25 protein-coding genes are annotated in these 25,312 nt (G+C 55.2%); 17 read left to right on the forward strand and 8 right to left on the reverse strand.

The window, feature by feature from the left end; all coding sequences use genetic code 11:
• Positions 1-118: 118 nt before the first annotated feature.
• The 7 genes from SK62_RS16150 (at position 119) to SK62_RS16180 (ending at position 8,412) form a co-directional block, all read left to right on the forward strand.
• Positions 119-1,618, forward strand: a complete 1,500-nt coding sequence (locus tag SK62_RS16150; RefSeq protein WP_047718589.1) for a sugar ABC transporter ATP-binding protein — start codon at positions 119-121, stop codon at positions 1,616-1,618.
• Between the two features lie 2 nt (positions 1,619-1,620).
• Positions 1,621-2,604: an ABC transporter permease gene (locus tag SK62_RS16155; protein WP_017383183.1), complete on the forward strand. Its 984-nt coding sequence runs from the start codon at positions 1,621-1,623 to the stop codon at positions 2,602-2,604.
• 47 nt (positions 2,605-2,651) lie between these two features.
• On the forward strand, positions 2,652-3,602 hold the full coding sequence (locus SK62_RS16160; protein ID WP_000858088.1) for an ABC transporter substrate-binding protein: 951 nt from the start codon (positions 2,652-2,654) through the stop codon (positions 3,600-3,602).
• Between the two features lie 11 nt (positions 3,603-3,613).
• Complete coding sequence (locus tag SK62_RS16165; protein ID WP_017383182.1) at positions 3,614-5,203, forward strand: FGGY-family carbohydrate kinase; 1,590 nt, start codon at positions 3,614-3,616, stop codon at positions 5,201-5,203.
• A 61-nt stretch (positions 5,204-5,264) separates the two neighbouring features.
• Positions 5,265-6,260: a LacI family DNA-binding transcriptional regulator gene (locus SK62_RS16170; protein ID WP_015571284.1), complete on the forward strand. Its 996-nt coding sequence runs from the start codon at positions 5,265-5,267 to the stop codon at positions 6,258-6,260.
• Positions 6,261-6,288: 28 nt separating this feature from the next.
• Positions 6,289-6,936 (forward strand): L-fuculose-phosphate aldolase, encoded by a 648-nt coding sequence (gene fucA / locus SK62_RS16175; RefSeq protein WP_017383181.1) that lies wholly within the window; start codon positions 6,289-6,291, stop codon positions 6,934-6,936.
• Between the two features lie 114 nt (positions 6,937-7,050).
• The gene (locus SK62_RS16180; protein ID WP_017694418.1) at positions 7,051-8,412 is read left to right on the forward strand and encodes an MFS transporter; all 1,362 of its coding nucleotides are present in this window, start codon (positions 7,051-7,053) and stop codon (positions 8,410-8,412) included.
• 32 nt (positions 8,413-8,444) lie between these two features.
• On the opposite strand, the gene SK62_RS16185 is transcribed toward SK62_RS16180, so the two are convergent.
• Positions 8,445-8,936 carry a YajQ family cyclic di-GMP-binding protein gene (locus tag SK62_RS16185; protein ID WP_017383179.1) on the reverse strand — a complete coding sequence of 164 codons (492 nt, stop codon included), beginning with the start codon at positions 8,934-8,936 and terminating at the stop codon, positions 8,445-8,447.
• 125 nt (positions 8,937-9,061) lie between these two features.
• Here SK62_RS16185 and panE point away from each other — a divergent pair, with 125 nt between their 5' ends.
• From panE to SK62_RS16210, 5 genes are all read left to right on the forward strand, one after another.
• Positions 9,062-9,973, forward strand: coding sequence for a 2-dehydropantoate 2-reductase (gene panE / locus SK62_RS16190; protein WP_045911111.1), 912 nt, complete (start codon positions 9,062-9,064; stop codon positions 9,971-9,973).
• Positions 9,936-10,529, forward strand: coding sequence for a protein deglycase YajL (gene yajL, locus SK62_RS16195; RefSeq protein ID WP_015571288.1), 594 nt, complete (start codon positions 9,936-9,938; stop codon positions 10,527-10,529). The genes panE and yajL overlap by 38 nt, the downstream gene beginning before the upstream one ends.
• 300 nt (positions 10,530-10,829) lie before the next feature.
• Positions 10,830-12,098 carry a PTS sugar transporter subunit IIC gene (locus tag SK62_RS16200; RefSeq protein WP_032670497.1) on the forward strand — a complete coding sequence of 423 codons (1,269 nt, stop codon included), beginning with the start codon at positions 10,830-10,832 and terminating at the stop codon, positions 12,096-12,098.
• Between the two features lie 12 nt (positions 12,099-12,110).
• Entirely contained in the window at positions 12,111-13,436 is a 1,326-nt protein-coding gene (locus SK62_RS16205) for a 6-phospho-beta-glucosidase (RefSeq protein ID WP_017383176.1), read from the forward strand.
• On the forward strand, positions 13,433-14,155 hold the full coding sequence (locus SK62_RS16210; protein WP_023303188.1) for a glucosamine-6-phosphate deaminase: 723 nt from the start codon (positions 13,433-13,435) through the stop codon (positions 14,153-14,155). The genes SK62_RS16205 and SK62_RS16210 overlap by 4 nt, the downstream gene beginning before the upstream one ends.
• Positions 14,156-14,181: 26 nt before the next feature.
• On the opposite strand, the gene SK62_RS16215 is transcribed toward SK62_RS16210, so the two are convergent.
• A complete protein-coding gene (locus SK62_RS16215; RefSeq protein ID WP_023296016.1) occupies positions 14,182-14,916 on the reverse strand; it encodes a GntR family transcriptional regulator in 735 nt (244 codons plus the stop codon).
• 69 nt (positions 14,917-14,985) lie between these two features.
• Entirely contained in the window at positions 14,986-16,434 is a 1,449-nt protein-coding gene (gene thiI, locus SK62_RS16220; RefSeq protein ID WP_006809903.1) for a tRNA uracil 4-sulfurtransferase ThiI, read from the reverse strand.
• Between the two features lie 178 nt (positions 16,435-16,612).
• Here thiI and xseB point away from each other — a divergent pair, with 178 nt between their 5' ends.
• The 4 genes from xseB (at position 16,613) to SK62_RS16240 (ending at position 20,679) form a co-directional block, all read left to right on the forward strand.
• Entirely contained in the window at positions 16,613-16,855 is a 243-nt protein-coding gene (gene xseB / locus SK62_RS16225) for an exodeoxyribonuclease VII small subunit (RefSeq protein ID WP_003859094.1), read from the forward strand.
• A complete protein-coding gene (gene ispA / locus SK62_RS16230) occupies positions 16,856-17,755 on the forward strand; it encodes a (2E,6E)-farnesyl diphosphate synthase (RefSeq protein ID WP_017383172.1) in 900 nt (299 codons plus the stop codon).
• Between the two features lie 24 nt (positions 17,756-17,779).
• On the forward strand, positions 17,780-19,642 hold the full coding sequence (gene dxs / locus SK62_RS16235; protein WP_015571294.1) for a 1-deoxy-D-xylulose-5-phosphate synthase: 1,863 nt from the start codon (positions 17,780-17,782) through the stop codon (positions 19,640-19,642).
• Between the two features lie 62 nt (positions 19,643-19,704).
• Positions 19,705-20,679 (forward strand): aldo/keto reductase, encoded by a 975-nt coding sequence (locus SK62_RS16240; protein ID WP_017383171.1) that lies wholly within the window; start codon positions 19,705-19,707, stop codon positions 20,677-20,679.
• 90 nt (positions 20,680-20,769) lie between these two features.
• On the opposite strand, the gene thiL is transcribed toward SK62_RS16240, so the two are convergent.
• From thiL to nrdR, 5 genes are all read right to left on the reverse strand, one after another.
• Positions 20,770-21,741: a thiamine-phosphate kinase gene (gene thiL, locus SK62_RS16245; protein ID WP_017383170.1), complete on the reverse strand. Its 972-nt coding sequence runs from the start codon at positions 21,739-21,741 to the stop codon at positions 20,770-20,772.
• A gap of 77 nt (positions 21,742-21,818) precedes the next feature.
• A complete protein-coding gene (gene nusB, locus SK62_RS16250) occupies positions 21,819-22,238 on the reverse strand; it encodes a transcription antitermination factor NusB (RefSeq protein WP_006809908.1) in 420 nt (139 codons plus the stop codon).
• A gap of 21 nt (positions 22,239-22,259) precedes the next feature.
• The gene (gene ribE, locus SK62_RS16255; protein ID WP_003859098.1) at positions 22,260-22,730 is read right to left on the reverse strand and encodes a 6,7-dimethyl-8-ribityllumazine synthase; all 471 of its coding nucleotides are present in this window, start codon (positions 22,728-22,730) and stop codon (positions 22,260-22,262) included.
• Positions 22,731-22,817: 87 nt separating this feature from the next.
• Positions 22,818-23,921, reverse strand: coding sequence for a bifunctional diaminohydroxyphosphoribosylaminopyrimidine deaminase/5-amino-6-(5-phosphoribosylamino)uracil reductase RibD (ribD, locus tag SK62_RS16260; protein WP_017383169.1), 1,104 nt, complete (start codon positions 23,919-23,921; stop codon positions 22,818-22,820).
• Between the two features lie 4 nt (positions 23,922-23,925).
• Complete coding sequence (nrdR, locus tag SK62_RS16265) at positions 23,926-24,375, reverse strand: transcriptional regulator NrdR (RefSeq protein ID WP_003859099.1); 450 nt, start codon at positions 24,373-24,375, stop codon at positions 23,926-23,928.
• 152 nt (positions 24,376-24,527) lie between these two features.
• On the opposite strand from nrdR, the gene SK62_RS16270 reads away from it, so the two are divergent.
• Positions 24,528-25,067, forward strand: a complete 540-nt coding sequence (locus SK62_RS16270; protein WP_032649957.1) for a SadB/YajI family lipoprotein — start codon at positions 24,528-24,530, stop codon at positions 25,065-25,067.
• Positions 25,068-25,312 lie beyond the last annotated feature (245 nt).

The raw sequence follows: 25,312 nt of genomic DNA on the forward strand, positions 1-25,312 counted from the left end.
ATTTGGCTAAATTATGACCCTAAAATAGCTTTTAAGGACGAAAGCTAAGTCGAGTTAGCTTAATAACTAAATCACTGTGGCTTGTGATTCATTGCCTTTCCAACACAGGAATTTTGCAATGTCAGAGACTCTTATTCAGATGACGCGCATCACCAAACGCTTTCCCGGCGTGCTGGCGCTGAATCAGGTTGATTTCGATTTACGCCGCGGCGAAGTTCATGCCCTGTTAGGTGAAAACGGTGCTGGCAAATCGACGCTGATGAAAATATTATCCGGTGTTTACCAACCCGATTCCGGTGAAATTCGCTTTGAAGGGCAATCCGTATCATTCAGCGATCCGCTAAGTGCTCAGCACGCAGGTATTACGATTATCCATCAGGAATTTAATCTCTTTCCCGATTTAACCGTGGAAGAGAATATCTTTATTGGCCGTGAATTCTGCAAAAATAGTCGCTGGCAGTTAGATAAACGCGCCCAGCGACAGGCGGTTGAGAAAATACTGCACACGCTGAATTTAAAAATCGCCCCGGACGCCCGCGTCAGTGAATTAACCGTAGCCCAGCAGCAGATGGTGGAAATTGCCAAAGCGATTTCGGTCAATGCCAAAGTGCTAATCATGGATGAACCCACCGCCGCGCTGACCGAAAGTGAAATCGAGAGTTTATTTGACGTCACGCGGATGCTCAAGGCTCAGGGCACGGGGATAGTCTACATCTCGCACCGTCTGGAAGAATTGGCGCTGATCGCCGATCGCGCGACCGTCATGCGCGACGGACAATACATCGCCACCGTAGATTATGAAACGGTTCAGATCGGCGAGCTTATCGCCATGATGGTTGGCCGCAATCTCGATAACATCTACCCAAAACGCCCGCCGCATCAGCGCAGAGAAAAAGTGCTGGAGGTGAATGGCCTGACGCGAAATGGTGTACTGCACGACATCAACTTTACCCTCTGGCGCGGTGAGATCCTCGGCCTCGCTGGCTTAATGGGCGCAGGCCGAACGGAACTGGGCCGGGCCCTGTTTGGCGCCGATGCGATCGACGCCGGTACCCTGACGCTGAACGGCACCCCCACACGGATTAAAGACGTGGCTGACGCCATTGAGAAAGGCATCAGCTATTTAACAGAAGACCGCAAAAAAGAGGGACTCGCCCTCGGCCTTTCCGTTGAGATGAACATTATGCTCGGCAATTACCCGGACTACGCCGGCGCCGCGGGTAATGTCGATGAAAAACGCTGCCGGGTGTCCAGTCAGAAACTGGTGGATGCGCTGCGAATAAAAACGCCGCATCTGGAACAGGCGGCACTGAATTTAAGCGGCGGTAATCAACAGAAGATCATTATTGCCCGCTGGGTCTGTAAAGATACCGATATTTTAATTTTTGATGAGCCAACCCGGGGAATTGATGTTGGCGCCAAGCTGGAAATTTATGAACTAATGAACCGCCTTGTCGCTAAAGGTAAATCGATCATCATGATTTCATCCGAACTGCCGGAAGTATTAGGAATGTGCGACCGCATACTTGTGATGCGCAGCGGCCGCATTGCCGGCGAAATAGAGGCTGAGCACGCCACCCAGGAAAAAATCATGCAATACGCCACGCTGGAGGATTAATCATGTCCGTTACCGTTCCATCGCCGCAAAGCGGAAGTCATACGATGAAAATAAATAAAGCGCTCCTGATGCGTCTGGCGCCTCTTTTTAGCCTGGTATTGCTGGTTCTGTTTTTCAGCTTCAGCTCACCGTTCTTCTTTAATACTGAAAATATCATGACTATCGCCCTGCAAACGGCGGTGATTGGCATCATGGCCATTGGCGTAACCTTTGTGATTATTACCGCCGGGATCGACCTGTCGCTCGGATCGGTGGTGGCGTTCTCAGGGGTTGCGGTGGGCATCGCCGCCGGGTTTGGTATGCCGCTGCCGGTCTGTATTCTGGCAGGCGTGCTCGCCGGCGGGCTTTGCGGCTATGTGAACGCGTTTCTGGTCACCAAAATGACCATACCACCGTTTATTGCCACCCTCGGCTTAATGATGTCGGTACGCGGCATCAATATGGTGATGACCGATGGCCGCGCGATTTATTTTTCTGACTACCCGCAGTTCAAGCTGCTAGCGCAGGGTCGCCTGTTCGACGTCCTGCCTTACCCGGTGTTCTACCTGGTCATCGTGGCACTGATCGCCATGTGGATCCTGAAGAAAACGGTGATGGGCCGCTATATCTACGCTGTCGGCAGCAATGAAACGGCGGCACATCTTTCCGGGATCAAAGTCCAGCGAGTGAAAATTTTCGTTTACGCCTTATGCGGCCTGTTAACCGGCGTGGCCGGGGTGATCCTCGCCTCTCGTCTCAATTCAGGCCAGCCAACCGTAGGCGTGGGTTATGAGCTGGAAGCCATTGCGGCGGTAGTGATCGGCGGTACCAGTCTGATGGGCGGCGTGGGCACGATTGGCGGCACCATCATAGGCGCGTTCATTATGAGCGTGCTGAAAAACGGCCTCAATCTCATGGGCGTGTCCCAGTTCTGGCAGATGGTGGCGATGGGCGTGGTCGTCGTTGCCGCCGTCTACCTGGACACGTTACGTAAAAGAATGCGTTAGGTTCTCGATACAACAAGCCCTGCCAACCCCTACAACGGAGCAAAATAATGAAAACCAGCCATATCCTGAGCGCCCTGTCGCTCGTTGCCATCCTGTCCAGCAGCGCGCTGGCAAAAGATTTAAACCTGCCGGTAGTCAGTAAAGGTTACCAGCACGAATTCTGGCAGACGGTCAAAATGGGGACGGAAGCTGCCGCAAAAGAGTTGGGTGACAAAACCAGCTACGTTGGCCCTGCCGATGAAACGCAAATCGCCGAGCAGATCCAGTTAGTCGAAAACACCATGGCACAAAAGCCAAACGGCCTGTTGCTGGCCGCGCTTGATGCAAACGCCCTTGCCCCGCTGGTCGAAACTGCCAACAGCCGGGGGATCAAAGTGGTGACCTTCGACTCGGGCGTGAACTCCGATATCCCGGCCAGCTTTGTCGCCACCAATAACCGTAAGGCGGGCGCACAGGCTGCGGATGCGCTGGCGGAGCAGGTAGGCCAGAAGGGGAAAGTGGGTATTATCGCCCACGTAGCCGGAACGACGTCCGCCATTGAGCGCTCTGAAGGATTCAGCGAGCGAATGAAAGAGAAGTACCCGAATATTCAGGTACTGCCGGTGCAATATAGCGATGGCGACCCGCAAAAAGCGATGGATAAAACCATTGATATGGTTCAGGCCAACCCGGATATCGCCGGTATTTATGCCACCAACGAAGGCTCAACCCTGGGCGTTGCGAACGCTATCGACAGCCAGAATCTGAAGGGCAAAGTGAAAGTCATCGGTTTTGACAGCACCGAAGCCATCATTAACTTCCTCAAAAACGGCGTGATTCAGGGCTTCGTGGTGCAGGACGCGTACCAGATTGGTTATCAGGGCATAAAGGCGCTGAACGCGGTAATTTCCGGACAGACGGTGGCTAAAGAAATTGATATTCCAGTGAAATATGTCAATGCGCAGAATATCAACACCCCTGAAATTGATAAACTGTTACATCCGTTTGGTAAAAAATAAGGAAGTTTATGATGAGTGACGGCTATTTCCTCGGGGTCGATGTGGGTTCAGCCAGCGTTCGTGCTGGGCTTTACTCTGCGCAAGGCGAGCGTTTGAGCTTCGCGACCCGTCCGATTTCGCAGTTTCACGCCAGCAACGCGCGCGTGGAACAGTCCTCCGCGGAGATCTGGCAGCAGGTTTGCGCGGTGGTGCGGGAAGCCGTCGACTCCTCTGGGATCTCACCCGACGCCATTTGTTCGATTGGCTTCGACGCCACGTGCTCGCTGGTCGCGCTGGATGCTGAGGGTAACGGCCTGAGCGTGTCCCCCGACAGTCCGGCATCGCAGGACATCATTATGTGGATGGATCATCGTGCTCACGAAGAAACTGTTCGCATCAATGCCACACGCGATCCTGCCCTGTGCTACGTGGGCGGCGAGGTGAGTATTGAAATGGAACTGCCAAAACTGCTGTGGTTGCAGCGACATCATCCTGAAACATGGAATCAGGCCTGGCGCTTTTTCGACCTTGCCGATTTTCTGGTCTGGAAAGCGACGGGCCAGGACGCCGCCAGCCTGTGCACCCTCACCTGCAAATGGAACTACCTTGCGCATGAGGCGCAGTTCAGCGAATCGCTGCTCAGGGAGGTAGGGCTGGAGACCTTACTGACAAAAATTCCCGATACTATTCTGGACGTCGCTGAATGCGTCGGGAAACTCAGCCCACAGGCAGCGCAAGCTCTGGGGTTGCCCGAAGAGGTGGTTGTGGCAAGCGGCATGATCGATGCCCACGCGGGTGGCGTGGCGCTGACGGGCTCACACCCGGAGGGCACGCTGGCGCTCATCAGCGGAACCTCGAACTGCCATATGCTTGCCAGTCAGACGGAGATCCATACGCCCGGCGTCTGGGGGCCTTACTGGAGCGCCATGCTGCCGGGCTACTGGCTGACGGAAGGCGGGCAAAGTGCTGCCGGGGCGCTGGTCGACTGGACGTTGCGCGAGCACGGAGCCAGCGCAGACCTGTTTGCAAAAGCAGAAGCGGCGCAACGCCATCCGGTGGCGCTGCTCAACGACTGGGTAGCCGCGCTTGAACAGGAAGAAAAATATCCCACCCGCAACCTGCACATTCTGGCCGATCACCACGGCAACCGCTCGCCGCGTTCGCGTCCGGATGCGCGGGGCAGCGTGGTCGGTCTGACATTAGAAACCGGTGAACGTGCGCTGGCGAGGCTCTATCTGGCCACGCTACAGGCCATAGCCTATGGCACACGACATATTATGGATACCCTGAAACATCACGGGCACACCTTGTCGCGCATTGTCATTTGTGGAGGAGCCACCCATAACCGGCTCTGGCTGCGGGAGTATGCCGATGCCACGGGCTGCGATATTCATCTCTTAGCCGAAGAAGATGCCGTCACTCTCGGCGCGGCCATTTGCGGCGCTGTGGCGAGCGGTGCATGGGCAACGCTCACCGATGCCACCCGGGAAATGGTCAAAGCCGGCGACATCATCACCCGTCGGCCGGAAACCGCGGCTTTCCACAGGCAAAAATATGAGGCGTACCTGATGCTGTGGACCCAGCAGCAGGCGCTTAATCTCCTGATGCAACAGGAAATGTAATGGCAGGATGCGTATGCTTTATCAGCAGTTTTTTACGTACGTTAAGGATTGAGGCGTAGCGATGGCCAAAACAGTTGAACAGATAGCGAAGGATCTGAATTTATCCGTCACCACCGTGCGGCTGGTACTGAGCGGGAAAGCCGAACAGTATCGGATCAGCGTGAAAACACAGTCCCGAATTAATGAACACGTCGAGCGCTTCGGCTATACCCTCAACCATTCGGCGCGCAGTCTTAAGCTAAACAAAACCGAGACGCTGGGGCTCATCGTGCCCAACATCTCGAACGTGTTCTTTGCAACGCTCGCCGAGAAACTCGAACTGCGCTGCCGCCGTTCGGGCTACCAGCTGATGATCAGCTGTACTTACAACGATGTGGATTACGAAAACAAGCTGGTCAAAGCCCTGATGGCGCGCAACGTGGACGGCTTGTTTATCGTTCCCTCGACGCTGGAAAACCAGCAGCATCATTTGCGGCAGATCCAAAAACCACTGGTGCTCCTCGACCGGGATTTTGGCTTTACTGACAACGCGCTGGTTGAGAGTCATAACGAGGCCGGGGGGGATGAACTGGCCCGCAACATGCTGGCAGAGAGAAAAACGCCGCTCTGGTTCCTTGTGGGCGATACCGCACTGCCCAGTATTACGGACCGTCTGAACGGCTACTTACAGGCCCTGAAAACAGCCGGTATTCACCATCGCGAGTGGGTCATCGAAGGGCCGGACAATACGCCGGAGGGCGGATATGCCCTGATGGATTCGCTTATCGACAGCCAGGGTGTTCCGCAGGCGTTTATCGCCTCATCGTTACCCGTTCTGGAAGGGGCAATCGAAGCCCTGCGGACGCGTACCGGCACCGTGCCCCAACACATCAATATCGGCACCTTCGATGAGCACCCCATGCTGGGGTTCCTGCCTAACAGCGTCTGGTCCATGCAGCAGGATGAAGATACCTGGGCGGAAAAAGCGTTTGAACTGATGCAGCGAGCCATCGACGGCGAAGCGGTCAACGAGACGGCGAAAGTCGATATGAAGCTGGTCAAACGTTCCCGCCAGTAAATATAAAACTGTACCCGGAGAATAAAAAATGGAACGAGCCCGATTAGCCAGAGACATTATCGACACCTGCCTTGAGATGACCCGCATGGGGTTAAATCAGGGCACCGCCGGCAATATCAGCGTTCGCTATCGCGACGGCATGCTGATTACGCCGACCGGAATTCCCTACGAGCATCTGACCGAAGAGAGTATCGTCTATGTAGATGCACAGGGGCGGCACGAAGAAGATAAACTGCCCTCCAGCGAATGGCGTTTTCATCAGGTTGTGTATCAGACCCGCCCGGATGCTAACGCCGTCGTCCATAACCATGCGGTTAACTGTACCGCCGTCTCGATACTCAACCGCCCCATTCCTGCTATTCACTATATGATTGCCGCCGCCGGGGGAAACTCCATTCCCTGCGCCCCTTACGCGACCTTCGGGACGCGCGCGCTGTCAGAGCATGTCGCGGTCGCATTACGCGATCGCAAAGCGACGCTCTTACAGCACCACGGCCTGATAACCTGCGAAGAAAATCTTGAAAAGGCACTGTGGCTGGCGCAGGAGGTAGAGGTGCTGGCAAAACTCTACCTGGCCACGCTGGCGATAGTAGATCCCGTTCCGGTACTCAGTGACGATGAAATTGCCATTGTTCTTGAGAAATTCAAAAGCTACGGATTGCGCGTCGAGGCGTAATTTTTTATCCGGGGGTGCTTTTATCACACCCTCGTAATATCTCTTAAACAAACACCTATTTACCGCACTTATCACCCCGCCTAAACTATGGCCTGCTTTTTGGTAGAGGTGGTAATGAACGATTATAAAATGACGCCAGGCGAACTGCGTGCGACCTGGGGTTTAGGGACTGTTTTCTCGCTGCGGATGCTTGGCATGTTTATGGTCCTGCCCGTTCTGACCACATATGGCATGGCGTTACAGGGTGCCAGCGAAGCGCTGATTGGTCTGGCGATTGGTATCTACGGCCTGGCGCAGGCGATATTCCAGATCCCCTTTGGCCTGCTCTCCGACCGCGTGGGTCGCAAACCGCTGATTGTCGGCGGGCTGCTGGTGTTTGTACTTGGCAGCATCATCGCCGCCCTCTCCCACTCCATCTGGGGAATTATTCTTGGGCGCGCCCTGCAAGGTTCCGGGGCGATTGCCGCCGCCGTGATGGCGCTGCTGTCAGACTTAACCCGCGAGCAAAACCGCACCAAAGCCATGGCGTTTATCGGCGTCAGCTTCGGCGTCACGTTTGCCATTGCCATGGTGCTGGGGCCTGTTATCACTCATGCGCTCGGCCTGCACGCCCTGTTCTGGATGATTGCGGTGCTGGCGACCATTGGGATCGCACTCACGCTGTGGGTTGTGCCTGACAGTAAAAACCACGTCCTCAACCGTGAATCCGGGATGGTGAAAGGCTGCTTCAGCAAAGTCATCGCCGAGCCGCGCCTGCTTAAGCTGAACTTCGGCATTATGTGCCTGCACATTCTGCTGATGTCCACCTTCGTCGCCCTGCCCGGTCAACTTGCCGCAGCCGGTTTCCCGGCGGCAGAGCACTGGAAAATTTATCTGGTCACAATGCTGATCTCGTTTGTCTCCGTTGTGCCCTTCATTATTTACGCCGAAGTGAAGCGCAAAATGAAACGCGTTTTCGTGGGCTGCGTGGCGTTATTGCTGATTGCCGAGATTGTGCTGTGGGGCGCTGGCCCGCATTTCTGGGAACTGATCGCCGGCGTACAGCTGTTCTTCCTGGCGTTTAATCTGATGGAAGCCCTGCTGCCGTCGCTTATCAGCAAAGAGTCTCCGGCAGGATACAAAGGCACCGCGATGGGCATTTACTCCACCAGCCAGTTTCTCGGCGTGGCGATCGGCGGGTCGCTCGGCGGCTGGGTGGACGGTTTGTTTGACTCCCAGACCGTTTTCCTCGCCGGTGCGCTGCTGGCGATGCTCTGGCTGTTTGTTGCCAGCACCATGAAAGAGCCGCGCTATGTAAGTAGCCTGCGGGTAGAAATTCCCGATGACGTGGCAATCGGTGACGCGTTAAAACAGCGTCTGGAAGCGACAGAGGGCGTGAGCGAAGTGCTGATTGTTCCGGAAGAGCGCAGTGCGTATGTCAAAATTGACAGCAAAGTGACTAACCGCTTTGAGGTGGAGCAGGCGCTGAAGGCCTGAAAAAATGCCCGGTTTAGCCGGGCATGATTGTCTTAATCGCGGAAGTTTTTAAACTGGAATGGCTGGCCGAGATCGCCGCCACGCACCAGCGCCATCACGGATTGCAGGTCATCACGGGATTTTCCGGTCACGCGGATCTCTTCACCCTGGATCTGCGCCTGCACTTTGAGCTTACTGTCTTTGATAAGCTTAACGATTTTTTTCTGTACCGCGCTCTCAATCCCCTGCTTCAGCTTCGCTTCCACAAACCAGGTTTTGCCGCTGTGAACAAAATCTTCCGGTACATCGAGTGAGGTCCCTTCAATGCCGCGCTTGAGCAGCTTGGCGCGCAGGATATCCAGCAACTGGTTGACCTGGAAATCAGACTCGCTCAGGACTTTGATCGTCTTGTTCGCGTCGTTCAGTTCAATGGTCGCCTCAACGCCACGAAAATCGAAACGTGACTCAACCTCACGGACAGCATTTTCTACGCCGTTACGCGCTTCCTGCAAATCAACTTCAGAAACAATATCGAAAGATGGCATCTTTTCTTCTCCCTTCATTTTTGTTGCGTTGCATAATACCCGCAACGAGGCATAACGAGAAGCTTAGCTGATGGCGCTATACTTAGCGTCATAGCACCTGGCGCCGTTGCAGGTGAGGAGGAACGATGAAAGTAACAGTGCTTGGATGCGGAGCCCTTGGCCAACTCTGGCTTACAGCGCTATGCAAACAGGGACACGACGTTCAGGGCTGGCTGCGAATTCCCCAGCCCTATTGCAGTGTGAACGTAATTGGTACAGACGGTTCAATTTTCAACGAGTCTTTGACGGCAAACGATCCGGAATTTCTTGCCACCAGCGATTTGCTGCTGGTCACGCTGAAGGCCTGGCAGGTCTCCGATGCGGTGAAAAGCCTGGCCGCCCAGTTACCTGAAAGCACGCCAATCCTGCTGATTCACAACGGTATGGGTACCATTGAAGAGCTAAAATCTGTCCGGCAACCCCTGCTGATGGGGACAACCACCCACGCGGCACGTCGCGACGGTAACGTCATTATCCATGTTGCCAGTGGTATCACCCATATCGGTCCTGCGCGTGAACAGACCGGCGATTACAGCTATCTTGCGGATACCCTGCAAAGCACGCTGCCTGACGTCGCCTGGCACAATAACATTCGCGCGGAACTGTGGCGCAAACTGGCGGTCAACTGCGCGATCAATCCGCTGACCGCCCTGCTGGATTGCCCTAACGGTGAGCTGCGCAAGCATCCCGATCGGGTAGCGCTGATTTGCCGGGAAGTTGCCGCCGTCATTGAACGCGAAGGCTACCACACCTCAGAGTCCGATTTACGTTATTATGTCGACCAGGTCATTGAGAGTACGGCAGAAAATATCTCCTCAATGTTGCAGGATATCCGGGCTATGCGGCATACCGAAATTGATTACATTACCGGTTATCTGTTAAAACGCGCCCGGGCACACGGTATTACCGTTGCGGAAAACAGCCGTCTGTTTGAGTTAGTAAAACGAAAGGAGAGTGAGTATGAGCGCATCGGCACTGGTATGCCTCGCCCCTGGTAGCGAAGAGACAGAAGCGGTCACCACCATTGATTTGATGGTGCGTGGTGGTATTAAGGTTACTACCGCCAGCGTCGCCAGCGACGGAAGTCTGGCGATTACCTGCTCGCGTGGGGTGAAGATCCTGGCGGATGCACCGCTTGTACAGGTGGCGGACGGTGATTACGACATGATCGTTTTGCCGGGTGGGCTGAAGGGTGCAGAGTGTTTCCGCGACAGCCCGCTGCTGGTTGAAACCGTTCGTCAGTTTCATCTTTCCGGGCGTATCGTCGCGGCAATCTGTGCGGCCGCGGGTACGGTGCTGGTTCCGCACGACATTTTCCCCATCGGCAATATGACAGGCTTTCCTGGCCTGAAGGACACAATTCCGGAAGATCAGTGGGTGGATAAACGCGTGGTCTGGGATCCGCGCGTTAACCTGCTCACCAGCCAGGGGCCGGGCACCGCCATTGATTTTGGCCTGAAGATTATTGACCTGCTGGTCGGGCGCGAAAAAGCGTACGAAGTGGCGTCATCGCTGGTGATGGCGGCGGGGATTTATAATTTCTACGAAGCCTGATGTCCTCCCGGGCTGGCAACGCGCTGGCCCGTCTGCCCTACAGAAATAGTGCAGCCAGCGTCACAGTTCTGTGATTCATTTTCCTGCCCTAAAGCGTCTCTCCACCGTTTTACCCTTTCAAAAACCCTTTATTTTCAGACAAATAATCAAATCCGCACCGCATTGCATGCCTGTTTGACAGGCTAAAAGAACCGTGAAAAACTGCATTCAACTGGTATATACCAGTTTAAAAATCCGCCAGCAAAGCCTGATAACATCAACAGCGGCGGGAGAGCAGAAATCTCTTCTGGAGTAAGCAATGTGATTACATTTCTTGAGCACAGAGTCATTCCTGTACTGATTCGCGTAGGCGAAAATAAAATACTGGTCGCCGTGCGCAACGGTATTGCGCTGACCTTACCCTTCACCATCACCGGTAGCCTGTTTCTCATTCTCGCCAATCTACCGATACCCGGCTGGAGTGAATGGCTTGGCCCGTTTGCCGAAAAGCTCAGCGCCCCGGTGGGCGTTACCTTTGGTGCAATAGGGCTGATTTCTGCGGTGGGTATCAGCTACAACCTCGCGAAGGAGTACAACCTCAACGCTATCACCTGCTGCATAGTCACGCTGGTGGTTTTCTTACTGGCGCAACTCAACGACAGCTATCAGCTCAACGTTGACAATCTTGGTGCGGCGGGGCTGTTTTCTGCCATCATCCTGGCGATTTTGACGGTGCACATCGTGCGATTTTTTATCCGGCACAACGTCGTGATCACCCTGCCGGAGGGCGTGCCTCCTGCCGTGGCGCAATCTTTTGCGAGCCTGATCCCCGCCGCGGTAGCAATCACTCTGATCTGGCTGATTAGGGTCATCCTGAATTTTGATATCAACCACTTCTTCACCCTGCTGCTCAGCCCGCTCGTCTCCGGCCTCGGTTCGCTGCCGGGCATGCTGGTGCTTATTTTTCTGATTTCGCTGCTGTGGTGCTGCGGCATACATGGCGACAACGTGCTTTCCGGCATCACCAGTCCCATTTTCCTGAAATACATCGCTGAAAATACTCAGGCCTATCTGCATCATCAGCCCATTCCCCATATTACCGCCGACGGGTTTTATATCGTCTTTATGTGCCTGGGCGGAACGGGCGCGACCATGGGGCTGGTCATTGCCATGCTGCGTTCCCGCAGTCGGCTGTACAAATCAGTGGGTAAGCTCTCCCTGCCCTCCGCGATATTTTGTATTAACGAACCTGTCATTTTCGGTTGCCCGATAGTCTTCAACCCACTGCTGATGATCCCGTTTACCCTGACGCCGATGATCCTGTGCATCTCAACCTGGTCGCTGATGTACTTCGACATCATTGGTCGCCCCGTCTTACAGATCCCCTGGACCATGCCGCCGATTTTCGCCGCATGGTTCGTGACCGGCGGCAATATCCCTGCCGTGATCTGGTCCATCTGCACGCTGGTTATTTCCGCCCTGGTCTGGCTGCCGTTTTTCAAACTGGCCGAGCGCAAACAACTTGAAACCGAAGCGGCCGAAGAAAATGCCCGCCGCAACGCGGACACGCTTTCCGACCCCATCTTGTAAAAAGGAACCACGATGAAAAAGCTCAAGGTTGTCACTATTGGCGGCGGCTCCAGCTACACGCCAGAATTGATCGACGGTTTTATCAAACGCTACGCAGAGCTGCCGGTCACCGATTATTATTTGCTGGATATTGAAGAGGGAAAAGAGAAGCTGGAGATTGTCGGAAAGCTGGCCCAGCGCATGGTAGCTGAAGCCGGGCTCCCAATGAATATCCACCTGACGCTCGATCGGGAAGAGGCGCTGAAAGATGCCGATTTTGTCACCACGCAGCTGCGTGTCGGCTTTCTTGATGCCCGCATCAACGATGAAAAAATCCCGCTAAAATACGGCGTTCTGGGGCAAGAGACGACAGGTCCCGGCGGGTTTATGAAAGCTCAACGCACGATCCCGGTCCTGCTGGATATCTGTAAGGACATGGAAAGATGGTGCCCGAACGGCTGGCTGATTAACTTCACCAACCCGGCCGGGATTGTCACCGAGGCAATCACCCGCCACTCGGCCATTCGGACCATAGGCATTTGCAGTGGCGCAAACAGCATGATGATGGACATCGCCACAGCCTACGGCGTGCAGAAGTCGGACGTTTACGCACGCATTATTGGTCTGAACCATCTTATTTTTGCCGACCAAATTTTCCTCAAGGGAGAGGATTATACCGACGACTTTATTGAAAAACTGGCCGAGGGCAGCGCAAATAACTCCCTGAAAAATATACCGGACATTGGGTTTAGTGCCCGCTTTGCCAGGGCACTCCACATGTACCCTATCTCCTACCTCAAATACTATTTTTTGACCCGCGAGATGACCGACGCCGCGCTGCGCGATGCAAATACTAAGGGAACCCGCGGCGAGCAGACGCGCGAAATTGAGCAACGGCTTTTTACGCTTTACCAGGACCCCCATCTCGCGCACAAGCCGAAAGAGCTGGAGCAGCGCGGAGGCGCCTGGTACTCCGATACTGCATGCTCGATCATCAGCGCTATTTATAACGATAAAAAAGAGATCCACGTCGTAAATGTTCCTAACAGGGGCACAACACCCGATCTGCCGGATCACGTTACGCTGGAAACCAACGCCATGATCGACCGAAACGGCGCGCATCCCCTCGCCTATGGCAGGCTGCCCGTGAAGATCCGCGGCCTGATCCAGAGCGTGAAGGCCTATGAAGAGCTCACCGTTGAGGCCGCTGTCACTGGAAATTACGACACGGCGCTGCTGGCGCTGAGCGTAAATCCCCTTGTGCCTTCTGCCGCCGCGGCAGAACAGATCCTTAATGAATATCTTGAGGTCAACCACCGTTATTTACCCCAGTATGCTAAACGTAAGGACGCACAATGAACGTAGAACAGACAGACGATTATGCGGCGCTGAGTGACGCCGTGGCGAAAGCGGTCATTGAAACCGTTACGCAAAAACCCGATGCGCTGATTTGCATCGCGGGTGGAGATACGCCGCTGGGCGTTTTTGCCGCGCTTGTGCACGCCAGCAAACAGGGTAAGGTCGATTTTTCCCGTGCGGCATTTGTTGGCCTGGATGAGTGGCTGGGGCTCGGTCAGGCCGATAAAGGCAGCTGCCGGGAGATGGTATGGGGCCATTTCTTCAGCCACCTGGCCCTGCGCGACGATCAGATCTGTTTCTTTGATGGCCTGACGCAATCCCCCGAGGAAGAGTGTCAGCGTGTGGATAACTTTATTACGGCCCACGGTGGGCCTGACATCATTGTGTTGGGGATCGGTATGAACGGCCATATCGGCTTCAATGAACCGGGCGCCGCCCTCGATACCGGTTGCCACATCGTGGACCTGGATGCGGTGACGCAGGCCGTTTCGGTTAAATACTTCGGCCAGCAGCGTCATATCCGTCAGGGCATTTCGCTGGGGATGAAGACTATCCTGGCCTCACGGGCCATTATTTTGATGGCAAGCGGCGAGAAAAAAGCCGACATCATCGCAACAACCGTCAATTCCGCACCGGACCCGGCGGTTCCCGCGACGCTGCTAAAGCCGCACCCACGGTTAAGGATCATTGTCGATAAAGCGGCAGCCGCTAAGCTGTAAAAGAGAAACAGGCGCTGATGCGCCTGTTATCGTTTGATGTGCATATTCTTGACGCGGAAAATATCTGCCCGGTTGTAGCTGATGGAGAAGTTAAATGCTCTACCGTCATCGAGGCGCGTGACTTCGGTAATTTTCAACATCGGCTGGCCTGGCAGAATATTGAGATGGGCCGCCAGCTCCTCATCAAAAAGATCCGCTTCAATCAGTGAATCGGCGTCGCTGATTTTCTTACCGGTAAAGTCTTCAATATAGCCATACAGCGATCCCACTTCGAGAATAGCCTGCGGAACAGTGGCAACCACCTTGTGAGGAATATTGCTGTCTTCAATTAACACCGGCTGTCCGTCCAGTAAACGGATACGGCGAATAAACCAGACATCATCACCCTGCGCAATTTCGAGGTGCTGTGCCAGCGCCGCGTCGGCGTGAAGGGTCGTCAACGTCAGCAAGCGGCTGGTTACGTTGACCCGCCCCTGAAATTCACGGGAAAACCCGAGAATACTGTCACTCTTTTCATTATTCAGAATGTAAATATTGCTGGCAGTATTCTTTAAAACAAACATGCCCTTGCCGTGGATACGCTCGATATACCCTTCCTGTACCAGCATCGCCATGGCTTTCTGAACCGTTACGCGCGTAACGTCATAAATACCGGCAAGATCGCGCTCCGACGGAATGCTTTCGCCCTTTTTGTAGACTTCATTGAGAATATCTTTTTTGATTCTCTCTTTGATTTCCCAGTACTTATGTTTTTTTTCCATTGTCGATTACCCGGCCAAAAAGAGCATAGAATCGCAGGCCCGGTAGCGCTCGCGCCACCGGGCGAGAAACTACGGGCGATACACCTTCACGTTCGCGAAGCCCTGCTCACGCAGATACAGCGCCTGCAAACGGCTCATGACCCCACGTTCGCACCACAGCAGATACGTTTTGCTCTGGTCGAGATCGCCAAACTGGGTGCTCAGCTTGTAGAACGGCAGCGAAACCACCTCGACGCCTTCCACCTGCAACGGCTTGTCATCCTGCTCATCAACAGAACGGATATCCAGAATCGTATCGTTAGCACCGAAGCCGCTGACCGTCTCCACCTCAACCACTTCCTGCTCGGTCTGCTGAGCGATCTCACGGATATCGATGTTGGACGCTTCCGCCACCACTTTTTCCAGGATGCTGAAATCGAAGTTCTCTTCTTCCGCTTCGATCTTCGCCTTCACCGCTTTGATGGTTGGACTTTTTGAGATCACACCGCAATATTCCGGCATGGTGCGGGCAAAATCTTCAGTACCGATTTTACGCGCCAGATCGATGATGTGCTCTTTATCGTGAGAGATCAGCGGACGCAGGATCAGCGTATCAGACACGTTATCGATAAGACGCAGGTTGGTCAGCGTCTGGCTGGAGACCTGCCCCAGCGCTTCACCGGTGACCAGCGCCTGCACGCCGTAGCGCTCAGCCACTTTAGACGCCGCACGTACCATCATGCGCTTCAGCACCACGCCCATCTGACCGTCGTCCACTTTTTCGAGGATTTCGCCGACCACCGGCTCAAAGTTGATCGCCACAAAACGCACGCGGTGAGAGCTGCCGAAGCGGTTCCACAGGTAATGCGCCACCTGACGTACGCCGATTTCATGCGCCGCGCCGCCCAGGTTAAAGAAGCAGTAGTGCACGCGGCAGCCACGACGCATCAGCATATAGCTGGACACGCCGGAGTCGAAACCACCGGAGATCAGCGACAGCACATCTTCCTGAGTGCCGATAGGGAAACCGCCAATACCTTCATAACGACCCTTGACCAGCAGCAGGCGATCGTTTTCGATCTCAAGGTTAACGGTGACGTCCGGGTTAGTCAGGCGCACGCGCGCCGTTTCAACGTGCTGGTTCAGACCACCACCGACGTAGCGCTCAACCTCAATAGAGCTAAACTCATGCTTACCCCGGCGCTTCACGCGCACGCAGAACGTTTTCCCTTCGATCTGGTCGCGGTACTGCACCAGCGCCTTTTCGAAGATATCGTGCATATCGGTGAAGGGAACGTCTTCCACTTCCAGAATATGGTGAATACCCGGGATACGGGTCAGCGCGTCGCGAATATCAAGACGTTTGTTTTCGTCTTTCGCGCGGACTTCTACGTGGTCCCAGTGACGCACCACGGCGAGCGTTTCGTCGTAGTGTTTTAATACGTTACGAATGTTCCCGGTGAGAATTTTAATAAAGCGCAAACGCACGGATTGGCTTTTGATGGTGATTTCAGGGAACAATTTAATGATAAACTTCATGGCGGCAATGTTTCTTAGGCAAGCTTATAAAGGCTTGTAGTGGAAAATGATACAGCAGCCCACACCCGTGGCTGCATCCAGGCGCGCAAGTATACCACCATCGCGCCACTCGCGTTATTTGATAATTGCCCCGAGTCCGTTACCATGTCAGGGCGAAAAATTTAAGAGTCAATTCACTATGCCGAAGAAAAACGACGCACCGGCCAGTTTCGAAACTGCGCTGAGTGAACTGGAGCAGATCGTTACCCGTCTTGAGAGTGGCGATCTCCCGCTGGAAGACGCGCTCAACGAATTTGAACGCGGCGTGCAGCTCGCGCGCCAGGGGCAGGTAAAACTCCAGCAGGCCGAGCAGCGTGTGCAGATCCTGCTTTCCGACAGCGAAGACGCTAAAACCACGCCATTCACACCGGACGCCGAGTAAATGGATTTTTCCAACGCGCTTCAGGCGCGCGTCATCCGCGCCAACGATGCGCTGCGCCGATTCATTGAGCCGCAGCCTTTTCAGAACACTCCACTGGTTGAAGCCATGCACTATGGCGCACTCTTGGGGGGTAAACGCCTGCGTCCGTTCCTGGTGTATGCCACGGGCAATATGTTCGGTATCAGCGATAACACGCTGGACGCCCCGGCAGCCGCCGTGGAGTGTATCCACGCCTATTCGCTGATCCATGATGATTTGCCGGCCATGGACGATGACGATTTGCGTCGCGGTCAGCCAACCTGCCATATCAAATTTGGCGAAGCGAATGCCATTCTGGCGGGGGATGCGCTGCAAACCCTGGCCTTCTCCATTCTGAGCGATGCGCCGATGGTTGAGGTGAGCGATCGCGATCGTCTGGCAATGGTGTCCGAACTGGCAATGGCCAGCGGCGTCGCCGGGATGTGCGGCGGCCAGGCGCTGGATTTAGAGGCTGAAGGGCGTCAGGTTACTCTGGAACAGCTGGAGCGCATCCACCGTCACAAAACGGGCGCACTGATTCGTGCAGCCGTTCGCCTGGGCGCGTTGAGCGCGGGTGAACGCGGGCGTAAAGCCCTGCCGGTTCTGGACAGATACGCAGAAAGTATCGGTCTGGCATTCCAGGTTCAGGATGACATTCTGGATGTGGTGGGCGATACTGCAACATTGGGAAAACGTCAGGGTGCGGATCAGCAGCTTGGCAAAAGTACCTACCCCGCCCTGTTGGGCCTTGAGCATGCCCAACGTAAAGCCCGGGATCTGATAGACGATGCCCGCCGGTCGCTGAATGAGCTGGCCGCGCAATCGCTGGATACCTCGGCACTGGAAGCGCTAGCGGACTACATAATCCAGCGTGATAAATAAACTATAAATCTCGATGAGCCTTTGATGAGTTTTGATATTGCCAAATACCCGACACTGGCGTTAGTTGACTCCACTCAGGAGTTACGTCTGTTGCCGAAAGAGAGTCTGCCGAAGCTGTGTGACGAGCTGCGTCGCTACCTGCTCGACAGCGTTAGCCGCTCCAGCGGCCACTTCGCCTCCGGACTTGGCACGGTTGAGCTGACCGTGGCGTTGCATTACGTCTATAACACGCCGTTCGATCAGCTGATCTGGGATGTAGGCCACCAGGCCTATCCGCACAAAATTCTGACCGGACGTCGCGATAAAATTGGCACCATTCGCCAGAAAGGGGGCCTGCACCCGTTCCCGTGGCGCGGCGAGAGTGAATATGATGTGTTAAGCGTCGGCCACTCTTCCACCTCCATTTCTGCGGGCATTGGTATTGCCGTTGCCGCCGAAAAAGAGAATAAACAACGCCGCACCGTCTGCGTGATTGGCGACGGGGCGATCACCGCCGGGATGGCCTTTGAGGCCATGAACCACGCGGGCGATATCAAACCGGACATGCTGGTGATCCTCAACGATAACGAAATGTCGATCTCCGAGAACGTCGGCGCGCTGAATAACCATCTGGCGCAGCTGCTGTCCGGCAAGCTTTACTCCTCACTGCGTGAAGGCGGTAAAAAAGTCTTCTCCGGCGTACCGCCGATTAAAGAGCTGCTTAAGCGTACCGAAGAACACATCAAAGGCATGGTCGTGCCGGGTACGCTGTTCGAAGAGCTGGGCTTTAACTATATTGGCCCGGTGGACGGCCACGATGTGCTGGGCCTGGTGACGACGCTTAAAAACATGCGCGACCTGAAAGGCCCGCAGTTCCTGCATATCATGACCAAAAAAGGGCGTGGTTACGAACCGGCGGAAAAAGATCCGATCACCTTCCACGCGGTGCCTAAGTTCGACCATACCAGCGGTTGTCTGCCGAAAAGCAGCGGCGGGATGCCAAGCTACTCAAAAATCTTTGGCGACTGGCTGTGCGAAACGGCGGCGAAAGACAACATGCTGATGGCGGTGACGCCTGCCATGCGTGAAGGCTCCGGCATGGTGGAGTTTTCCAAAAAATACCCGGACCAGTATTTCGACGTGGCTATCGCCGAGCAGCACGCGGTAACTTTTGCTGCGGGCCTGGCGATTGGCGGCTACAAGCCGGTGGTAGCGATCTACTCTACCTTCCTGCAACGCGCCTACGATCAGGTTATCCATGACGTTGCCATTCAGAAGCTGCCGGTGCTGTTTGCTATCGATCGCGCGGGCATTGTGGGGGCTGATGGCCAGACGCACCAGGGCGCGTTTGATCTCTCCTTCCTGCGCTGCATCCCTGATATGGTGATCATGACGCCAAGCGACGAAAACGAGTGTCGTCAGATGCTGTATACCGGTTACCACTATCAGGACGGCCCCTGCGCGGTACGTTACCCGCGCGGTAATGCCCTTGGCGTTGAATTACAGCCGCTGGAAAAACTGGATATCGGTAAAGGTCTGGTGAAACGCCGTGGTGAAAAAGTGGCGATCCTGAACTTTGGTACGTTGATGCCGGAAGCGGCAAAAGTCGCTGAAAACCTGAATGCGACGCTGGTCGATATGCGCTTCGTGAAGCCGCTCGATGAATCTCTGATTCTGAGCATGGCGGAAAGCCATGACGTTCTGGTCACGCTGGAAGAGAACGCCATCATGGGTGGCGCGGGTAGCGGCGTGAACGAAGTGCTTATGGCGAACCGTAAAGCCGTTCCGGTGCTTAATCTCGGCCTCCCTGACCACTTCATCCCGCAAGGCACCCAGGATGAGGCGCGCGCCGACATTGGTCTGGACGCCGCCGGTATCGAAGCTAAAATCCGCACCTGGCTGGCCTGATCCCTCCCCTTTTCTGCTCCTGCTATGCTTAAACGTATTGTTTAAACAGCAGGAGCGGAACCATGCAATACACGACATTAGGAAAAACGGACCTTAAGGTGTCCCGGCTTTGCCTGGGATGCATGACGTTTGGCGAGCCTGACCGGGGAAATCATGCCTGGACGCTGCCGGAAGAGAGCAGCCGCCCTATCATCAAGCGCGCCATTGACGGCGGCATCAACTTCTTCGATACCGCCAACAGCTACTCAGACGGCAGCAGCGAAGAGATTGTGGGCCGCGCCCTGCGAGATTTTGCCCGTCGTGATGACGTTGTGGTCGCCACTAAGGTGTACTACCCGTCAGGCGATCTGGCGGAAGGCCTTTCTCGCGCGCAGATCCTGCGTTCCATTGATGACAGCCTCAGACGCCTGAACATGGATTACGTCGACCTGCTGCAAATCCACCGCTGGGATTACAACACCCCGATCGAAGAGACGCTTGAAGCGTTAAACGACGTTGTGAAAGCCGGTAAAGCGCGCTACATCGGCGCATCGTCCATGCATGCCTCACAGTTTGCCCAGGCGCTCGATCTCCAGGCGCAGCACGGCTGGGCGCGCTTTGTCACCATGCAGGATCACTACAACCTGATTTACCGGGAAGAAGAGCGCGAGATGCTGCCGCTCTGCTACCAGGAAGGCGTGGCGGTGATCCCGTGGAGCCCGCTGGCGCGCGGAAGGTTAACCCGTCCGTGGGGGGAAACTACCGCCCGGCTGGTATCGGATGAAGTGGGTAAAAACCTGTATGACGATACAGAAGCCAGCGATGCGTTAATTGCCGAACGCTTAGCCGGGATCGCCGACGATATCGGTGCAACGCGCGCGCAGGTGGCGCTGGCGTGGCTGCTGAGCAAGCGCGGTGTCGCCGCGCCGATTGTGGGCACATCGCGGGAAGAACAGCTGGATGAGTTGTTAAGTGCGGTGGACTTATCGTTGACGCCGGAGCAGATTGCCGAGCTGGAGACGCCGTATCAGCAGCATCCGGTGGTAGGGTTTAAGTAAACACTTGCCGGGTGGCGCTACGCTTACCCGGCCTACAAATAAAGTGCGATCGTAGGCCGGGTAAGGCGAAGCCGCCACCCGGCAAAACACTCACCCAAAGTGATCGTACCCTTTCCAGTCAAGCGTAACCGGGGCGCCGTCGCGGACAAACAGCAACCCTTCACTTTCCGGCATCACCTGCCCGATGCAGGTAAATTTCGCGCCGAGATGCGCTAGCGCCACATCCAGCGTCCCGCGATTCAGCTCAGGCACGGTGAAGCACAGCTCATAATCTTCTCCACCGGATAACGCCCAGCGCAGCGCCTGTTCAGGTTCGACATGGCGAAGCAGTTGCTCCGACAACGGGAACAGATCCAGGTCAACGCGTGCGCCCACGCCGCTGGCCTTCAGGATATGGCCGAGATCGGAGATCAGCCCGTCAGACAAATCGATAGCCGAACTGGCCCGCTCGCGCAGCGCCTGACCGTGCAGAATACGCGGCGTTGGCCGCAGATGGCGCTTCACCAGATACGCCGCATCGTCAGCCTCTTCAACCGTTAAACGGTTCTGAAGGATCGCCAGCCCTGCCGCGCTGTCGCCCGGCGTACCGGTCACGTAGATCCAGTCGCCTGGTTTTGCACCCGAGCGCTTCAGCGCGCGCCCGGCAGGCACATAGCCGTGGATTGCCAGGGTCATGGACAGCGGACCGGCGGTGGTATCACCGCCAATCAGCTGCATATCGTAATAATTCAGCTGTTCAAACAGGGCATCGCTGAAGGCTTCAAGCCAGGCTTCATCCACCTCCGGCAGGGTCAGAGCCAGCGTCAGCCAGGCCGGGTCGGCGCCCATTGCCGCCAGATCGCTGACGTTCACCGCCAGCGCTTTATACGCCAGATCGGCAGGATCGATATCCGGCAGGAAATGACGCCCACACACTAAGGTGTCGGTGCTGATTGCCAGCGTCTGTTTTTCGGGAATATTGAGAAGTGCGCAGTCATCGCCAATGCCGGTTTCAACATCAAGACGAGAGGTTCTGACACGGTCGAAATAACGGGCAATCAGGGAGAATTCGCCGCATGCCATACGTTATGCCTCAGCAAATTAAATAAAAAACCGGAGCAGCACTGCCAAAAAGGCAATGCAAGACTCCGGTTTGCGGATCACTTTTTGTGGGGACGGATCGCAGGTGCGGCTTTATCCAGCACGCCGTTAACAAACTTGTGGCTGTCTTCAGCGCCGAAGGTTTTCGCCAGTTCGATCGCTTCGTTGATGGCCACTTTGTACGGCACATCATCACGTTTAGACAGCTCAAACAGCGCGATACGCAACACTGCTTTTTCGACCTGGCCCAGCTCTTCGAGCAGACGGGACAGGTATGGCTTCATCAGACCATCGAGATACGCGCTATTAGTCGCCACTCCCGACAGCAGTTCACGGAAGTACAGAACGTCAACGTCTTTCACGTCCTGTTCTGACAGGAACTGGTATTCAACATCAGCGATGTCGTTCTGGGACAACTGCCAGGAGTAAAGTGCCTGGACGGCACATTCACGGGCGCGGCGACGAGCAGCAGGTTTCACGGAATTCCCCTTACAAAAAAATCAGGCCTTGATGGCTTTCAATACATTGATCATTTCAAGCGCGGTCAGTGCAGCTTCTGCACCTTTGTTACCGGCTTTAGTGCCAGCACGTTCGATGGCTTGTTCAATACTTTCGGTGGTCAGCACGCCGAACGCGACAGGGATTTCAGCATCCTGTGCAACGTGTGCCAGACCGTTGCTTGCACCGCCCGCAACGTATTCGAAGTGCGCAGTGCCGCCACGAATAACGGTACCCAGCGCAATCACCGCGTCGTATTTACCGGTTTTCGCCAGCGCGCCCGCTGCCAGTGGCAGTTCGTAAGCACCTGGTACCCAAACGACGGTAATGTTGTCATCTTTAACCTGGCCGATACGTTTCAGGGCGTCAACCGCACCTTCCAGCAGGCTATCGTTGATGAAGTTGTTGAAACGCGCAATGGTGATGGCGACGCGAGCGTCCGGGGTAGCTACAGCAGCTTCAATAATGTTCATACTCTTCCTTTACGGGTTCATTTGGCCCCGCAGGGGGGCGGATTTTATCATAATACTTTGCGCACTGCTTCCCTATTTCAGGAGCAATTACGCTGTCGTTAAATGGAGGCAGACATCCGGGCCTACCGGACGAATCTCGCTGAATGAGAGTTGCGGCGCATCGGCCAGTTTTTCTAGGCCGGGCAGCACAAACAGGCCGCGCGCGTCATTACCTAACAGTTTAGGCGCAACGTAGACGAGAAGCTCATCCACCAGCCCCGCCTGAAGCAGTGCGCCGGCGAGCGTCGGACCGGCTTCAACCCATATGCTGTTGACCTGCTGTTTGCCGAGCAACATCATCAGCACCACGAGATCGAGATGCCCGTTATGTTCCGGCACCATAATGCTGCGCACGCCTTCCGGCCACTCGCGCGTATCTTCTTTGGTGCGGGCAATCCAGGTTTCACCCGGCTGCTGCACGATGCGGTGCTCCGGCGTCACGCGGTTCTGGCTATCAACAATAATGCGCAGCGGCTGACGCAGGTTCTCCTGCGGATAGAGCGCCTGCGTATCCGCATTCAGCTCTTCCCAGCGCACGGTCATGGCCGGATCGTCAGCCAGTACCGTTTCACTGCTGGTGAGAATAGCATGGCTTTGCGCGCGCAGACGTTGCACATCGCGCCTTGCCTGCGGCGAGGTGATCCACTGGCTCTCGCCGTTCGCCATCGCCGTGCGGCCATCCAGTGACGCGCCAAGCTTAAGCTGGATAAACGGGAAGCCGGTGCGCATACGCTTCAGGAAGCCTTTGTTAATGTTTTCGGCATCCTGCATCATCAGGCCGTGGCTGACGTCGATGCCTTCCTGTTGCAGACGATACAGCCCGCGGCCCGCCACCTGCGGATTAGGATCCTGCATAGCGGCGACAACGCGCGAGACGCCCGCCGCAATCAGCGCCTCACAGCACGGCGGCGTACGTCCGTGATGGCTGCATGGCTCCAGCGTCACATAGGCCGTCGCGCCACGCGCTTTCTCACCCGCCATGCGCAGGGCATGCACTTCAGCATGCGGCTCGCCTGCGCGGTAGTGAAAACCTTCCCCCACGATCTCGCCATCTTTAACAATGACGCACCCGACATTGGGGTTAGGGTGAGTGGTAAACCGACCGCGCTGCGCCAGCTTCATGGCGCGCGCCATGTACATCTCATCGTGCATGGGCTTAATCCTGTAAGCGGGCGATCTCTTCGCCAAACTCTTTAATGTCTTCGAAGCTGCGGTAAACGGAGGCAAAGCGGATATAGGCGACTTTATCGAGCTTCTTCAGCTGTTCCATCACCAGATTGCCGATCATTTTGCTCGGCACTTCGCGCTCGCCTAACCCCCGCAGATAAGATTTAATATGGTTTAACGCCATTTCGACGTCATCGGAGCTGACGGGCCGTTTTTCCAGCGCCTTGAGCATCCCGCTACGCAGTTTCTCTTCATTGAACGGTTCGCGCACATCGTTACTTTTTACCACGCGCGGCATTACCAGCTCTGCCACCTCAAAGGTGGTAAAACGCTCGTTGCACACCAGACACTGCCGACGACGACGCACGGAAGACCCTTCGCCTACAAGACGCGAGTCGATGACTTTGGTATCCACAGCGGAGCAAAATGGGCAATGCATACGATGTCCCTGTTATCTGGTTAACTGATTTCTATTTTACCCTGAACTGGCCCGACAACAAAGGAAGAGCTTTTTGAGACAAAGGATCTATGCCTGACGGCACTATCCTGTCTACCATTGCAGGAATCTGTGATTTCAAGGAATTAAACGCAATGACAAGACGTTACCTGAAAATAGTGCTGGTGGGGAGCCTGTTCACGCTCAGCGCCTGCGCACAGCAAAGCGAAGTCCGCGAGATGAAACAAAGCGTGAATACGCTTAACGTGGCGATGGACAAACTTAACAAAGAAACCGTGAAGATCACCCAGCAGAACGCGCTGAATGCCAAATCCAGCAATGGCGTTTATTTATTGCCAGGTGCAAACACGCCCGCGCGTCTGAACAGCCAGATTGGCACGCTAAAGATGTCTGTGGTGAATGTTGCAGCGAATGCCGATGGTACTCGCGCAACATTACGCATTCAGGGTGAGTCCAACGATCCGCTTCCCGCGTTCAGCGGCACCGTAGAGTGGGGCCAGATTCAGGGCACCACGGAGAGCTATCAGGAAGTGAACGTGAAGAATCAGCTCTTCACCGCCCCCGCCAGCACGCTGGCGCCGAGCGATGTTGATATCCCGCTCCAGCTGAGCGGACTGACCCCAGAACAGCTGGGCTTTATCCGTATTCACGACATTCAACCCGCCGCGCAATAACCCGCCCTTCTAGCGGAGTGAAATGTCACTCCGCTAACATTTACATTTCGTATGGATTGGCAACATAAATGATTGCCGCTACAATCCCGCCCGTCTAAAGTACGCAAACGTGAACGCAATCGATTACGTATGTGAGAGATATGTGAAACAACACATATTTTTGTGAGCAAGGATTCCTATAATAGGCTCCGCAGAAATACGAAATATTTAGAAACGCAATTCGCGCATTTTTCACTCCCGGAAGG

Source organism: Enterobacter sp. BIDMC109 (assembly GCF_001037885.1).
GTDB classification, from domain to species: domain Bacteria; phylum Pseudomonadota; class Gammaproteobacteria; order Enterobacterales; family Enterobacteriaceae; genus Enterobacter; species Enterobacter hormaechei_C.

What these genes read in the sequence shown, in the direction of transcription:
- SK62_RS16150 (WP_047718589.1), top strand. Translation starts at nt 119, where the DNA reads ATGTCAGAGACTCTTATTCAGATGACGCGCATCACCAAACGCTTTCCC.
- SK62_RS16155 (WP_017383183.1), top strand. Translation starts at nt 1,621, where the DNA reads ATGTCCGTTACCGTTCCATCGCCGCAAAGCGGAAGTCATACGATGAAA.
- SK62_RS16160 (WP_000858088.1), top strand. Translation starts at nt 2,652, where the DNA reads ATGAAAACCAGCCATATCCTGAGCGCCCTGTCGCTCGTTGCCATCCTG.
- SK62_RS16165 (WP_017383182.1), top strand. Translation starts at nt 3,614, where the DNA reads ATGAGTGACGGCTATTTCCTCGGGGTCGATGTGGGTTCAGCCAGCGTT.
- SK62_RS16170 (WP_015571284.1), top strand. Translation starts at nt 5,265, where the DNA reads ATGGCCAAAACAGTTGAACAGATAGCGAAGGATCTGAATTTATCCGTC.
- fucA (WP_017383181.1), top strand. Translation starts at nt 6,289, where the DNA reads ATGGAACGAGCCCGATTAGCCAGAGACATTATCGACACCTGCCTTGAG.
- SK62_RS16180 (WP_017694418.1), top strand. Translation starts at nt 7,051, where the DNA reads ATGAACGATTATAAAATGACGCCAGGCGAACTGCGTGCGACCTGGGGT.
- SK62_RS16185 (WP_017383179.1), bottom strand. Translation starts at nt 8,936, where the DNA reads ATGCCATCTTTCGATATTGTTTCTGAAGTTGATTTGCAGGAAGCGCGT.
- panE (WP_045911111.1), top strand. Translation starts at nt 9,062, where the DNA reads ATGAAAGTAACAGTGCTTGGATGCGGAGCCCTTGGCCAACTCTGGCTT.
- yajL (WP_015571288.1), top strand. Translation starts at nt 9,936, where the DNA reads ATGAGCGCATCGGCACTGGTATGCCTCGCCCCTGGTAGCGAAGAGACA.
- SK62_RS16205 (WP_017383176.1), top strand. Translation starts at nt 12,111, where the DNA reads ATGAAAAAGCTCAAGGTTGTCACTATTGGCGGCGGCTCCAGCTACACG.
- SK62_RS16210 (WP_023303188.1), top strand. Translation starts at nt 13,433, where the DNA reads ATGAACGTAGAACAGACAGACGATTATGCGGCGCTGAGTGACGCCGTG.
- SK62_RS16215 (WP_023296016.1), bottom strand. Translation starts at nt 14,916, where the DNA reads ATGGAAAAAAAACATAAGTACTGGGAAATCAAAGAGAGAATCAAAAAA.
- thiI (WP_006809903.1), bottom strand. Translation starts at nt 16,434, where the DNA reads ATGAAGTTTATCATTAAATTGTTCCCTGAAATCACCATCAAAAGCCAA.
- xseB (WP_003859094.1), top strand. Translation starts at nt 16,613, where the DNA reads ATGCCGAAGAAAAACGACGCACCGGCCAGTTTCGAAACTGCGCTGAGT.
- ispA (WP_017383172.1), top strand. Translation starts at nt 16,856, where the DNA reads ATGGATTTTTCCAACGCGCTTCAGGCGCGCGTCATCCGCGCCAACGAT.
- dxs (WP_015571294.1), top strand. Translation starts at nt 17,780, where the DNA reads ATGAGTTTTGATATTGCCAAATACCCGACACTGGCGTTAGTTGACTCC.
- SK62_RS16240 (WP_017383171.1), top strand. Translation starts at nt 19,705, where the DNA reads ATGCAATACACGACATTAGGAAAAACGGACCTTAAGGTGTCCCGGCTT.
- thiL (WP_017383170.1), bottom strand. Translation starts at nt 21,741, where the DNA reads ATGGCATGCGGCGAATTCTCCCTGATTGCCCGTTATTTCGACCGTGTC.
- ribE (WP_003859098.1), bottom strand. Translation starts at nt 22,730, where the DNA reads ATGAACATTATTGAAGCTGCTGTAGCTACCCCGGACGCTCGCGTCGCC.
- ribD (WP_017383169.1), bottom strand. Translation starts at nt 23,921, where the DNA reads ATGCACGATGAGATGTACATGGCGCGCGCCATGAAGCTGGCGCAGCGC.
- nrdR (WP_003859099.1), bottom strand. Translation starts at nt 24,375, where the DNA reads ATGCATTGCCCATTTTGCTCCGCTGTGGATACCAAAGTCATCGACTCG.
- SK62_RS16270 (WP_032649957.1), top strand. Translation starts at nt 24,528, where the DNA reads ATGACAAGACGTTACCTGAAAATAGTGCTGGTGGGGAGCCTGTTCACG.